The sequence below is a fragment of the Mitsuaria sp. GD03876 genome, assembly GCF_029840635.1.
Lineage (GTDB): Bacteria > Pseudomonadota > Gammaproteobacteria > Burkholderiales > Burkholderiaceae_C > Roseateles.
Map to the genome: position 1 here is coordinate 169,688 of NZ_JAOCCU010000001.1, position 12,067 is coordinate 181,754.

At 68.7% G+C, this 12,067-nt stretch carries 12 protein-coding genes; 8 read left to right on the top strand and 4 right to left on the bottom strand.

The window, feature by feature from the left end; translation table 11 throughout:
• Window positions 1-21: 21 nt before the first annotated feature.
• From N5D62_RS00815 to N5D62_RS00830, 4 genes are all read left to right on the top strand, one after another.
• Window positions 22-741 carry an autoinducer binding domain-containing protein gene (locus tag N5D62_RS00815; protein ID WP_279755431.1) on the top strand — a complete coding sequence of 240 codons (720 nt, stop codon included), beginning with the start codon at window positions 22-24 and terminating at the stop codon, window positions 739-741.
• Window positions 742-865: 124 nt separating this feature from the next.
• Window positions 866-1,057, top strand: coding sequence for a hypothetical protein (locus tag N5D62_RS00820; RefSeq protein WP_279755432.1), 192 nt, complete (start codon window positions 866-868; stop codon window positions 1,055-1,057).
• A gap of 52 nt (window positions 1,058-1,109) precedes the next feature.
• Complete coding sequence (locus N5D62_RS00825; RefSeq protein ID WP_279755433.1) at window positions 1,110-2,357, top strand: HlyD family efflux transporter periplasmic adaptor subunit; 1,248 nt, start codon at window positions 1,110-1,112, stop codon at window positions 2,355-2,357.
• Entirely contained in the window at window positions 2,350-4,515 is a 2,166-nt protein-coding gene (locus N5D62_RS00830; protein ID WP_279755434.1) for a peptidase domain-containing ABC transporter, read from the top strand. Before N5D62_RS00825 ends, N5D62_RS00830 begins: the two co-directional genes overlap by 8 nt.
• A gap of 177 nt (window positions 4,516-4,692) precedes the next feature.
• On the opposite strand, the gene N5D62_RS00835 is transcribed toward N5D62_RS00830, so the two are convergent.
• Window positions 4,693-5,691, bottom strand: coding sequence for a tripartite tricarboxylate transporter substrate binding protein (locus N5D62_RS00835; protein WP_279755436.1), 999 nt, complete (start codon window positions 5,689-5,691; stop codon window positions 4,693-4,695).
• A gap of 71 nt (window positions 5,692-5,762) precedes the next feature.
• On the bottom strand, window positions 5,763-6,032 hold the full coding sequence (locus N5D62_RS00840) for a YkgJ family cysteine cluster protein (protein WP_279755438.1): 270 nt from the start codon (window positions 6,030-6,032) through the stop codon (window positions 5,763-5,765).
• A gap of 210 nt (window positions 6,033-6,242) precedes the next feature.
• Here N5D62_RS00840 and mnmG point away from each other — a divergent pair, with 210 nt between their 5' ends.
• The 4 genes from mnmG (at window position 6,243) to N5D62_RS00860 (ending at window position 10,566) form a co-directional block, all read left to right on the top strand.
• Window positions 6,243-8,210 (top strand): tRNA uridine-5-carboxymethylaminomethyl(34) synthesis enzyme MnmG, encoded by a 1,968-nt coding sequence (gene mnmG, locus N5D62_RS00845; RefSeq protein ID WP_279755440.1) that lies wholly within the window; start codon window positions 6,243-6,245, stop codon window positions 8,208-8,210.
• A 74-nt stretch (window positions 8,211-8,284) separates the two neighbouring features.
• Window positions 8,285-8,953, top strand: a complete 669-nt coding sequence (gene rsmG / locus N5D62_RS00850; protein ID WP_279755442.1) for a 16S rRNA (guanine(527)-N(7))-methyltransferase RsmG — start codon at window positions 8,285-8,287, stop codon at window positions 8,951-8,953.
• 37 nt (window positions 8,954-8,990) lie between these two features.
• Window positions 8,991-9,764: an AAA family ATPase gene (locus tag N5D62_RS00855; protein ID WP_279755444.1), complete on the top strand. Its 774-nt coding sequence runs from the start codon at window positions 8,991-8,993 to the stop codon at window positions 9,762-9,764.
• Window positions 9,765-9,777: 13 nt separating this feature from the next.
• Window positions 9,778-10,566 (top strand): GNAT family N-acetyltransferase, encoded by a 789-nt coding sequence (locus N5D62_RS00860; protein WP_279755445.1) that lies wholly within the window; start codon window positions 9,778-9,780, stop codon window positions 10,564-10,566.
• 24 nt (window positions 10,567-10,590) lie between these two features.
• Here N5D62_RS00860 and N5D62_RS00865 read toward each other — a convergent pair whose 3' ends face one another.
• Together N5D62_RS00865 and argC are read right to left on the bottom strand one after the other, a co-directional pair.
• Entirely contained in the window at window positions 10,591-10,989 is a 399-nt protein-coding gene (locus tag N5D62_RS00865) for a GNAT family N-acetyltransferase (RefSeq protein ID WP_279755447.1), read from the bottom strand.
• Window positions 10,990-11,039: 50 nt separating this feature from the next.
• A complete protein-coding gene (gene argC / locus N5D62_RS00870; RefSeq protein ID WP_279755449.1) occupies window positions 11,040-12,005 on the bottom strand; it encodes an N-acetyl-gamma-glutamyl-phosphate reductase in 966 nt (321 codons plus the stop codon).
• Between the last annotated feature and the right edge of the window lie 62 nt (window positions 12,006-12,067).

A 12,067-nucleotide genomic window follows, 5' to 3' on the forward strand; every position in this document is an offset into this window, starting at 1 on the left:
CCCGTGCGGCCGGAGCGATAGATGCTGCAAGGCGGTTATCAATCAGTGTTGGAAGCGAGTTCGCGCGACGAGTTCCGCAGCGAGATCACGCGGTTCGCGCGTGGGCTGGAATTCGAGCGGTTCTCGGCGATCCTGGTCGTCGACCACGCGATCGGGAACTCCGATTTCATCGCGGTGGAGAACGCGCCGGACGGCTTCTCGGACATCTTCAACGACCCGCGGCTGGGCAAGCGCGACCCCGTCATGCAGCACTGCAAGCGGCAGAGCGTGCCCATCGTCTGGAACCAGCAGACCTACGTGAAGAACGATGCGCCGGAGCTCTGGGAAGCGCAGGCGCCGTTCGGCTACAAGGTCGGCATCTCGCTGGCGCTGCACCTGCCCGAGGGGCGCCATTTCGTGCTGGGCGTGAATCGCGACGAAGGCCTGCCGACCAACCCGACCGCGCTCACGCGCATGGTCGCGGACCTGCAGCTGTTCGCGGTGCACGCGGTCGATGCCGCGATGCGGCTGCTGCTGCCGACACCGACCGCGCCCGACGTGGACACGCCGCGCCTGACGCCGCGCGAGCTCGAGTGCCTGCACTGGACCATGGAAGGCAAGACCGCCTGGGAAGTCGGCGCCATCCTCAGCATCACCGAACGCACGGCGGTGCTGCACATCAACAATGCGATGCACAAGCTCGGCTGCACGAACAAGCACCAGGCGGTGCTCAAGGCGCTTCGGCTGGGCCTGATTCGCTGATGCTGCCCCGCGGCGGCAGCTGTAAACACTGTAAGAGCTGACAGTTACAAGGCGTCCTGGGCGCTGCTTCAATCCGTCCCGTGCTCAACGAATCCGCAGCACGTCACCGAATCTGGAGCCTCTCATGAACGCCCAACCGAACACCGCCGCCGTCGAAACCGTCGAACAAGAAGGCCTGGTCGAGCTGGATCTCGAATGCCTGACCCACGTCGGTGGCGGCACGCCGAAGGGCACCTGGCTGACCAGCCAGGACGTCTCGCTGCAGAGCGTGGCCGCGACCGGCGGCGTCGAACCCACGCCCAAGGGCACCTGGTAAGCCTCGCGGCTGACCGCGCGATCCGTCAGGTTCGCAACAAGGAGTAGCAAACGTGGTGGCGCTGTTCCGCGCCGAAGCCCAGGCCTCGCAACAGCAGGCCTGGCTGGGATCGGTGCAACTGCATCGTCCGGCCACGTTGCGGTGGCTGAGCATCCTGGCGCTGGGCGGCGTGGTCGCCGTCGGGGCCTTCCTGTTCAGCACCGAGTACACCCGCAAGGCCCGCGTCAACGGCCTGCTGGTGCCCGAGCGCGGCGTGATGCGGCTGAGCGTGCCGCAGAGCGCCACCGTCGTGGCGCGACCCGTCCAGGACGGCCAGCAGGTGCATGCCGGCGACGTGCTGTTCGTGCTGTCGCTGGACAGCGCGAACCCGACCGGCGACGGCCTGTCGAGGACCTTGAAGGAACGCGAGCAATCGCTGGGTGCGGCGCAGTCGCAGCAGCGGGAGCTGGCGCAAAGTCAGGCGAGCGCGTTGAAGGCGCGCATCGCGACGCTCGAATCCACGCTGCGGCAGGCCGATGCCGAGCTGCAGCTGCACGCGGAGCGCGAAGCGCTCGCGCGCCAGAGTCTGGGACGGCTGGAGTCGCTGGCGAAAGACCAGTTCGTCTCGAGCGCCCAGGTCCAGACCAAGCGGGAGGAGTTGCTTGGCTTGCAGGCCCAACGGCAGGCACTTTCGCGTGAGCGCGAAAACCTGCAGCGGGAGGCGTTGGGCTTGCAAGCTGAGCTTCATGCGATCCCCTTGAAGGCGCAGGTGCAGCAAGGGGAACTGGCGCGCGACATCGCCGCGCTGCAGGCGCAGGGCGTCGAGAACGAAGCCCGCCGCCGCCTCGTGCTGCGCGCCCCGAGCGACGGCCAGATGAGCACGGTGCTCGCCGAGCCCGGCCAGGTCGTGCAGGCCGGCACGCAGCTCGCCGCGCTGCTTCCGGCGCGCACCTCGCTGCAGGCCCATCTCTACGCCCCGTCCAGCGCCGTCGGATTCCTGCGGCCGCACCAGGCGGTGCTGCTGCGCTACCAGGCGTTTCCGTACCAGAAATTCGGCCAGCAGGAAGGCGAGGTCCTGCAGGTCTCGCGCACGCCGCTGCAGGCTGCGGAGCTCGCGCAACTCGGCCTGCCCGCCGCGATGGCGCAAGGCGAGCCGATGTACCGCATCACCGTGCAGCTGCAACGCCAGTCGGTCGAAGCCTACGGGCAGGACCAGACGCTCAGCCCCGGTATGCTGCTCGAGGCCGACGTGCTGCTCGAGCGGCGCCGTCTGATCGAATGGATCTTCGAACCGCTGCTGAGCCTCGCCCGCCGTGTCTGATGCCCCCTCTTCCGGCGCCCCCGCGGGCGCCCCGCCGCCGGGCCTGCTCGCGCGGCTGAACCTCGGCTGGCGCCGCCGCCGTCCCGTCATCCTCCAGACCGAGGCCGCCGAGTGCGGCCTCGCCTGCCTGGCGATGGTCGCGGCGACGCATGGCCAGCGCTGGTCGCTGGGCGAGCTGCGCGATCGCTTCGCCGTCTCGCTCAAGGGCCTGACGATGGCGGACCTGGTGCGCATGGGCGCGCAGCTCGGCCTGACCGCGCGAGCGCTGCGTGCCGAGCCGCATTCGCTGCACAAGCTGCAGACGCCCTGCATCCTGCATTGGGACTTCAACCACTTCGTCGTGCTCGACGGCGTGCAGGGCGACCGCGCGGTCATCCTCGACCCCGCGCACGGCGAGCGCCGCCTGCCGCTGTCGGAGGTCTCCAAGCACTTCACCGGCGTCGCGCTCGAGCTGCGCCCGGGCATGGACTTCGCGCGCAAGGCGCCGGCGCCCGCGCCGAAGTGGCGCCAGCTGCTCGGCCACGTGAGCGGCCTGAAGCGCTCGCTGGCGCAGGTGCTGGGCCTCGCCCTCGGCCTGGAGCTGCTGGGCCTGCTCGCGCCCTTCCTGCTGCAATGGACCGTCGACGGCGTCATCGTCAGCGCCGACCGCGACCTGCTCGTCACGCTGGGCATCGGCTTCGCGCTGCTGGTGCTGCTGCAGGTCGGCGTCGGCGTGCTGCGCTCGTGGGCGGTGCTGATCCTGTCGGCGTCGCTCAACCTGCAGTGGCTGTCCAACGTGTTCTCGCACCTGCTGCGGCTGCCGCTGGCGTGGTTCGAGAAACGCCATCTCGGCGACATCTGGTCGCGCTTCTCCAGCGTGCAGGAGATCCAGAAGACGCTGACCGGCAGCTTCATCGAGGCGGTGCTCGACGGCCTCATGGTGCTGCTCACGCTGATGATGATGCTGCTCTACAGCGGCCGGCTGACCGCCGTCGCGCTGACCGCGGTGGCCGGCTACGCGCTGCTGCGGTGGGCCTTCTTCAAGCCGATGCGCGGCGCGCAGGAAGAAGCCCTGACCCACGAGGCCCGCCAGAACACCCACTTCCTCGAGTCGCTGCGCGGCGCGCAGGCGATCAAGCTCTTCAACGCGCAGGCCGATCGCAGCGCGCGCTTCGCCAACCTGGTCGTGGAGCAGATGAACGCCTCGCTGACCGGGCGCAAGCTCGAGCTCGGCATGACGCAAGGCAATCGGCTGCTGTTCGGGCTGGAGCGCGTGGCCATCGTCGCGATGGGCGCGATGCTGGTCCTCGACAAGGAACTGTCGGTCGGGATGCTGTTCGCGTTCCTCGCCTACAAGGACCAGTTCAGCCAACGCATCGCCGGACTGATCGACAAGGTCGTCGCGCTGAAGATGCTGCGCCTGCAAGGCGAGCGCCTCGCCGACATCGTGCTCACCGCGCCCGAAGCCGACCTCGACGCGCCCGGCCGCGCCGTGCCGCAAGGCGCCGCACTCGAGCTCGACACGCTGCGCTTCCGCTACGCCGACGGCGAACCCGAGGTCATCGCCGGCTGCTCTCTGCGCATCGAGCCCGGAGAGTCGGTCGCCATCGTCGGCCCCTCAGGCTGCGGCAAGACGACGCTGATGAAACTGATGCTCGGCATCCACGCGCCGCAGCACGGCGAGATCCGCATCGGCGGCGTGTCCCTCGCCCAACTCGGCGCGAACGCCTGGCGCGAACGCATCGGCACCGTCATGCAAGACGACCAGCTCTTCGCCGGCAGCATCGCCGACAACATCAGCTTCTTCGACCTGAACATCGACCCCGATTGGGTCCGCGAATGCGCCCGGCTGGCATGCGTGCTCGAAGACATCGAGGCCATGCCGATGCGGTTCCAGACGCTCATCGGGGACATGGGGTCCAGCCTCTCAGGCGGCCAGCGGCAACGCATCCTGCTCGCGCGAGCGCTCTACAAGCGGCCGCAGTTCCTGTTCCTCGACGAGGCGACCAGCGCGCTCGACGTGGAGCGGGAACGGCTCGTCAATGCGAGCCTGCGGCAGCTGTCGCTGACCCGGATCGTCATCGCGCATCGGCCGGAAACCATCGCGGCAGCGCAGCGGGTCGTCAGCCTGCAAGGCGGGCGGGTGGTGCAGGATCTGCGGACGGTGCACCACGCTTGAATTCCCCCGCCTGCAGGCATCGACCGAGCACAGCGGAGGAAGCCCAGGGGCAGGACTCCTCATACGCTCGGCAGGCTCCGCTAAATCGTCGCCCTGCCCCTGGGCTCCCTCCGCTCACACCCACCTCGGCGTGCGGGCCTGACGGTTCGGTGAAGATCCAGCCTGCGTCGGAGTGGCTCAGTCAGGCTTGATCTTGGCGCGGGCCACGACCTGCTTCCAACGCTGCTGCTCCTGCGCGATGAAGGCCGCGAATTGCGCCGGCGTGTTGCCAATGGCCTCGGCAGCATCGTGGCTCAGACGCTCGCGCGCAGTCGCGGACTTGATCGCCTTCACGGACTCGGCGGCCAACTTGTCGACGTTCGCCGGGGCGAGGTTCGACGGCGCGCACAGGCCGTACCACTGCGTCATCTCGAAACCCGGATACCCCTGCTCAGCCACCGTCGGCACATCGGGGAGTTGCGGCAGACGCTCCTTCGAACCCGTCGCGATGCAACGCAACTTGCCCGCCTTGATGAACTGCATGATCGCCGGCGCACCCACCGAGGCCGCCTCCAACCGCCCCGCCAACAAATCCGTCAACTGCGGACCCGTGCCCCGGTACGGCACATGCAGGATGAAGAGGTCGGCCACCATCTTCAGATACTCCATCGCCAGGTGACCCGCGCTGCCATTGCCCGCCGAGCCATAACTGAACTTGCCGGGGTTCTTGCGCACCAGCGCCACGAACTCCTTCAGGTTGCGCGCCGGGACGTCCGGGTGGATCACATACAGGCTGGGCACCTTGGCCAGCAAGGTGATCGGCTTGAAATCGCGGTTCGGGTCGTAGGGCAGCTTGTCGTAGATGTACGGGTTCACCGCCAAGGTGCCGATGTGGCCCAGGATCAAGGTGTGCTGGTCCTCGGCACGCGCCACTTCACCCATCGCGATATTGCCGCCGCCGCCGGGCTTGTTGTCCACGTAGACCGCCTGGCCCAGCGTCTTGCTGAGCTCCGCGGCCGTGGCGCGGGCCACGATCTCGCTGCTGCCGCCCGGCGCGAACGGCACGACCAGCCGCACGTTGCGCGACGGCCAGGTCGACTGCGCGAACGCCCCCGGCGCCAGGCCGAACGACGCGCCGGCACCCAGCGCGGCGGATTGCAGGAGGAAGCGGCGACGGTCCTCGTCGGTGGGGGTCATGCGGTGTCTCCGATGTGATCTTCTGGAAACACCGACTCTACGCGGGGCGCGCTTTCAGAGTCCTGTCGAGCTCAGCGCGCGGGCGGTACGGGCGCCGTCTGCTCCTCCATCCAGCCAAGCCAGCGCATCGCCTGCTCCCGGCTGTCCCCGCACATGTCCTCGTGCGGCGGCAGCGAGCCGCAAACCGCCGGCCGCTCCGGGTGGCCGAAGATCTTGCAGCGCAGGTCGTCGTCGAGCTGGATGCAGCGCACGCCCGCCGGCTTGCCCTCGGGCATGCCGGGAATGGGGCTGCTGATCGACGGCGCGATGCAGCAGGCGGCGCAATGGGGACGACAGTTCATGACCGGCGGATTGTCGCCGCGAGCCGCTCCGCGGCGCCAATAAGGTCCGCCGCGCATGCCCCTGGGGCAGTGACTTATCCACAGGCCCGCGTAAAATCGCGCCCTTCCCTCATCTGACCGCCAGCCGGCTGTCCATCGCCTGAACCCGCGTCTGCCGCGGCCCGCGATGGCCTCGATCGACCGATCGCCGAATCCGCTGGACGCCTTGCCATGCTTTATCCGAAAGAGTTCGACGTGATCGTGGTCGGTGGTGGCCATGCCGGCACCGAAGCCGCGCTGGCCGCCGCCCGCATGGGCGTCAGCACGCTGCTGCTGACCCACAACATCGAGACGCTCGGCCAGATGAGCTGCAACCCGTCGATCGGCGGCATCGGCAAGGGCCACCTGGTCAAGGAAGTCGACGCGCTCGGCGGCGCGATGGCCGCGGCCACCGACGAGGGCGGCATCCAGTTCCGCATCCTGAACGGCTCCAAGGGCCCGGCCGTGCGCGCCACCCGCGCCCAGGCGGACCGCATTCTCTACAAGGCCGCCATCCGCCGCCGGCTCGAGAACCAGCCCAACCTGATGCTGTTCCAGCAGGCCGTCGACGACCTGATGGTCGAAGGCGACCGCGTGGTCGGCGCCGTCACCCAGTCGGGCCTGCGCTTCCGCGCCCGCGCCGTCGTGCTGACCGCCGGCACCTTCCTGGACGGCCGGATCCACATCGGCCTGGACAACTACGCCGCCGGCCGCGCCGGCGATCCGCCGGCGGTGTCGCTGTCGGGCCGCCTCAAGGAGCTGAAGCTGCCGCAAGGCCGCCTGAAGACCGGCACCCCGCCGCGGCTGGACGGCCGGACGATCGACTTCTCGAAGTGCGCCGAACAACCCGGCGACCTGGACCCGGTGCCCGTGTTCAGCTTCATGGGGAACGCCGCCCAGCATCCGCAACAACTGCCCTGCTGGATCACCCACACCAACGAGCGCACCCACGAGATCATCCGCTCCGGCTTCGACCGCAGCCCGATGTTCACCGGCGTGATCGAAGGCGTCGGTCCGCGCTACTGCCCGTCCATCGAGGACAAGATCAATCGCTTCGCCGACAAGGACTCACACCAGATCTTCCTGGAGCCCGAAGGCCTGACGACGCACGAGTTCTATCCGAACGGCATCTCGACCTCCCTGCCCTTCGACATCCAGCTGGCCGCCGTCCAGTCCATCCCCGGGCTGGAGAACGCGCACATCCTGCGCCCCGGCTATGCGATCGAGTACGACTACTTCGACCCGCGCGAACTGAAGTCCAGCTTCGAGACCCGCGCGATCGGTGGACTGTTCTTCGCCGGCCAGATCAACGGGACCACCGGCTATGAAGAGGCCGCGGCCCAAGGCCTGTTCGCCGGGTTGAATGCCGCGCTGCAAGTCCAAGGCAAGGACGCTTGGCTGCCGAGCCGCGACCAGGCCTACCTGGGCGTGCTGGTCGACGACCTGATCACCAAGGGCGTGACCGAGCCCTATCGGATGTTCACCAGCCGCGCCGAGTTCCGCCTGCAGCTCCGCGAGGACAACGCCGACCTGCGCCTGACCGAAGCCGGCCGCCAATTGGGGCTGGTGGACGACGCCCGGTGGGATGCCTTCAACCGGAAGCGCGATGCTGTTTCACGTGAAACAGAGAAGCTGAAGACGACTTGGGTGCACCCGAACATCCTGCCGGCCGCCGATGCGGAACGGCTAGTCGGCAAGGCGTTGGAGCGCGAGTACACGTTGGTCGATCTGTTGCGCCGCCCCGGCGTCACCTTCGATACCGTGTCCGAGGTCGCCGCCATCGCGCGTCCGGAAGCGGGTGTCTCCCGCACTGCGCTGTCGGAGTCGCTGGGCGTGGAGCTGGCGGACGCGGTCGTCGAGCAGGTGGAGATCAGCGTCAAGTACGCCGGCTACATCAGCAAGCAGCAGGAAGACGTGGCCCGCGCTTTCAGCTACGAGCACCTGAAGCTGCCCGAGGACCTGGACTACGGCCTGGTCACCGCCCTCTCCTTCGAGGCGCGGCAGAAGCTGAACAAGCATCGGCCGGAGACCCTGGGCCAAGCATCCAGAATCTCCGGGATCACGCCGGCGGCCATCTCGCTGCTGCTGATCCACCTGCGCAAGGGCCGCTTCAAGGGCTTCGCCGACCAGGAAGCGCCGGCCGAGCCATCTGCCGCCTGATGAAGGAGGCGCGGTCAAGTGCCGCGCCCTTCCCGCTTCGCTGAACCGATCACCCCTTTCCGACCTCGCCGTTGATGACCGACCTCGACCTCCGCGCCCGACTTGCCGCCGCCGCCCAGACCCTGGAGCTTGGCCTGAATGACCAGCAACTCGACCGGCTGATCGCCTACCTCGGGCTGCTGTCGAAGTGGAACAAGGTCTACAACCTGACCGCCGTCCGTGATCCGGAAGCGATGCTGACCCAGCACCTGGTCGACAGCCTCAGCCTGATCCCCCCGCTGCGCCGCCATGCCGCCGGCCAAGCGCTGCGGTTGATGGACGTCGGTAGCGGTGGTGGGCTGCCGGGTGTCGTGATCGCGATCTGCGATCCGACGATCGACGTGACCTGCGTCGACACCGTCGGCAAGAAGGCGTTCTTCATCGCGCAGGTCGCCGCCGAGATCGGCCTGCCCAATCTGCATGCGGAGCACTCCCGCGTCGAGCAACTGAAGACCGCGCCCTTCGACGTGATCACCTCCCGTGCGTTCGCGTCGCTGGCCGACTTCACCGAATGGACCCGGATGCACCTGAAGCCGGGTGCCGTCTGGGCCGCGATGAAGGGGCAACACCCCACGGAAGAGCTGGAAGAACTGGCTCGCCGGGCGCCGGACCTGGGCGTGTTTCACGTGGAACAACTCGATGTCCCCGGTCTGGACGCACAGCGCTGCCTGCTCTGGATCCGTCCGACCGCCGCCATCGGTTAAGCTCCGCCCCTCTCCGAGCCCAGTCCTCCGACCATTCATGGCCAAGATCTTCTGCGTTGCGAATCAAAAAGGCGGTGTCGGCAAGACGACCACCACGGTGAACCTGGCCGCCGGCCTCGCGAAGGTCGGCCAGCGCGTGCTGGTGGTCGACCTCGATCCGCAGGGCAACGCGACGATGGGATCGGGCATCGACAAGCGCGCCCTGGCCCTGACCGTCTATGACGTGCTGCTGGAATCGGCCACCATCGCCGAAGCCAAGCAGCGCAGCGAGAAGGCGGGCTACGACGTGCTGGGCGCCAACCGGGAACTGGCCGGCGCGGAGGTGGAGCTGGTCGAGCTGGAACGCCGCGAGAACCGCCTCAAGGCCGCTCTCACCGCCGCCGCCTCGGATTACGACTTCGTGCTGGTCGACTGCCCGCCATCGCTGTCGATGCTGACGCTGAACGGCCTGTGCTCGGCGCATGGCGTGGTCGTGCCGATGCAGTGCGAGTACTTCGCGCTGGAAGGCCTGACCGACTTGGTCAACACGATCAAGCAGATCCACGCCAACCTGAACCCGGACCTGCAGATCATCGGCCTGCTGCGCGTCATGTTTGATCCGCGCATCACGCTGCAGCAGCAGGTCAGCGAGCAGCTGAAGGCGCACTTCGGCGACAAGGTCTTCGACACCGTCATCCCCCGCAACGTCCGCCTGGCCGAAGCGCCGAGCTACGGCCTGCCGGGCGTGGTGTTCGACGGCGGCTCGAAGGGCGCGCACGCGTTCATCGACTTCGCCAAGGAAATGGTCCAGCGCGTCGGCGCGATGCGCTGAGCGGCGGTCCGCCATGGTGCCGCCGGAACTGGACGCCCTCGCCCGCCGCGCCGAACTGGCCGGACTCAATGCCGCGTCGGCGCCACGTGAAGCGCATGTGGATGGCTGGCTGCTGCGGCTGTCGCCGGGACACGCGCGGCGCTCCCGCTGCGTCAACGCCGTGGCCGCCGGCTCGCTGCCGTTGAACGAGGTCCTGCGCCGCTGCCGCGCCGCGTTCGACCAGGCCGGGCTCCCGCTGATCCTGCGGCTCACCCCCTTCAGCCAGCCGGCCGATCTGGCCGAGCAACTGGGCGCGCTGGGTTGGCGGGCGTTCGGACCGTCCGAAGTGATGGTGCTGCCGTCGCTCGACGCCTTCGAGGACGACCACGGCCTGGTGGCCCTCACCTCCGCCGATTACGCCGCGCTGATCGGCCGCCTGCGCGGCTCCAGCGACGCGGAGATCGACGGCCATGCCCGCCGCCTGGAACAGGCGAGCGTGCGGCATCAGGCCTTCCAGCTGGTCCGCGACGGCGAGCTGCTGGCCTGCGGCCAGGTGGCGATCGACCCGGGTCCCGACGGGTCGTCCCGGGACGGGATGGCCGGGCTCTTCGACATCTTCACGCCGCCGTCCCAGCGCGGACAGGGCCATGGCCGCCGGCTCTGCGCCGCGTTGCTGGCCATCGCGCGCCGCCAGGGCGCTTCGTCGGGGTATCTGCAGGTGGCTGCGGAGAACGAGGCCGCGAAGCGCCTGTACGCCTCGCTGGGCTTCCTGCGCGCCTACGACTACCACTACCGCAGCGACGACCCGCGCACCTGGGACTGAGCCGTCCGCCGGTGCTCGCGAGGGTCAATCGCGCGGCCGCCAGACCTTCAGCAGCGTGTGGCGGGTGAAGCCCGGCACGAAGTCGTGCACATGGCTGATGCAGGCGTAGCCGAGGTGCTCGTAGAGATCGGCGACCTCGTCGAGCAGCGTCTCGATCAACGCGTCCACGCAACCGCGCTTCAGCGCCATCGCCTCGAGCTGGCGCAGGCAGTCGGTGCCGATGCCCTGCCCCCGGTGGTCGGCGTCGACCCACAGGAAGCTCACGTAGAGCCGCTGGAACTCGGTGCGGCCGAAGCCGCCGGCGATCAGGTCGTCGCCGTCGTAGAGCGCGATGGCGATGTCCTCGGCATCGCTGCCCTGGGCCTGCTGGCGACCGTGGGCGGTGACGCCATCGCGGATGGCGTCGAGGTCGGTCCGCGGCACGGCGCCATCCCGGCGCCAGGTCCTGCCGTCGGACCGATCCGATCCGGCCATCAGATGCCGTTCACGTCCGGGCCGGTCAGGCCCAGCGATTCGTCGACGCCCAGGTGCACGTTCATGCTCTGCACCGCGGCGCCGCTGGCGCCCTTGCCCAGGTTGTCCAGCCGCGCCATGACGAGGATCTGCTGCTCGCTGCCGAACACGAACAGGTCGACGTTGTTCGTGTCGTTGTTGGCCTGCACGTCGAAGAAGCCGCCGGCCAGCGTGTCCGGGTCGCGCAGCGGTTTCACGTGGATGAAGGCCTCGCCGTCGTAATGCGCGGCCAGCGCGTCGCGGACCTGCTGCGGCGTCGTGCCGGCGCGCAGCTGGCTCAGATGCAGCGGCACCGTGACCGCCAGGCCCTTGTAGAAATTGGCCACGATCGGCATGAACACCGGCGCGGTCCTCAGCCCGGTGTGGGCCATCATTTCCGGCAGGTGCTTGTGGACCAGGCCCAGCGCGTACGGCCGCGGCGCGGTCAGCTTCGGATTTCCGCCGGCCTCGTACTCCGCGATCATCGACTTGCCGCCGCCGGAGTAACCGGTGATCGAGGTCGCCGTGACCAGCGCGTCGGGCGACAGCAGGCCGGCGTCCACCAGCGGACGCACCGCCAGGATGAAGGCGCTGGCGTGGCAGCCCGGGTTGGCGATGCGCTTGGACTCGCGGATCGCGGCGCGCTGGCCCTTGGCCAGTTCCGGCAGGCCGAAGGCCCAGCCCGGCGCGGTGCGGTGCGCGGTGCTCGCGTCGATCAGGCAGGTCTTGGGGTTGGTCACCATCGCCGCCGCTTCGCGCGAGGCGGCGTCGGGCAGGCACAGGAAGGCGACATCGGCGGCGTTCAGCAGCCGGGCGCGCTCGGCGGGATCCTTGCGCTTGTCGGCGTCGATGCGCAGCACCTCGATGTCGGCGCGCTGCGCCAGATATTCATTGATGCGCAGGCCGGTCGTGCCTTCCTGCCCGTCGACATACACCGCGTACTTCATCGCCGCTCCTGCAAAATCCGCTGCCTCCGGGACCCTCCCGAAGAAAGCGCGAAGCATAAGGC

Excerpts from the sequence above, each read along its gene's own strand:
- N5D62_RS00815 (WP_279755431.1), top strand. The coding sequence starts at position 22 with ATGCTGCAAGGCGGTTATCAATCAGTGTTGGAAGCGAGTTCGCGCGAC.
- N5D62_RS00820 (WP_279755432.1), top strand. The coding sequence starts at position 866 with ATGAACGCCCAACCGAACACCGCCGCCGTCGAAACCGTCGAACAAGAA.
- N5D62_RS00835 (WP_279755436.1), bottom strand. The coding sequence starts at position 5,691 with ATGACCCCCACCGACGAGGACCGTCGCCGCTTCCTCCTGCAATCCGCC.
- N5D62_RS00840 (WP_279755438.1), bottom strand. The coding sequence starts at position 6,032 with ATGAACTGTCGTCCCCATTGCGCCGCCTGCTGCATCGCGCCGTCGATC.
- mnmG (WP_279755440.1), top strand. The coding sequence starts at position 6,243 with ATGCTTTATCCGAAAGAGTTCGACGTGATCGTGGTCGGTGGTGGCCAT.
- rsmG (WP_279755442.1), top strand. The coding sequence starts at position 8,285 with ATGACCGACCTCGACCTCCGCGCCCGACTTGCCGCCGCCGCCCAGACC.
- N5D62_RS00855 (WP_279755444.1), top strand. The coding sequence starts at position 8,991 with ATGGCCAAGATCTTCTGCGTTGCGAATCAAAAAGGCGGTGTCGGCAAG.
- N5D62_RS00860 (WP_279755445.1), top strand. The coding sequence starts at position 9,778 with ATGGTGCCGCCGGAACTGGACGCCCTCGCCCGCCGCGCCGAACTGGCC.
- argC (WP_279755449.1), bottom strand. The coding sequence starts at position 12,005 with ATGAAGTACGCGGTGTATGTCGACGGGCAGGAAGGCACGACCGGCCTG.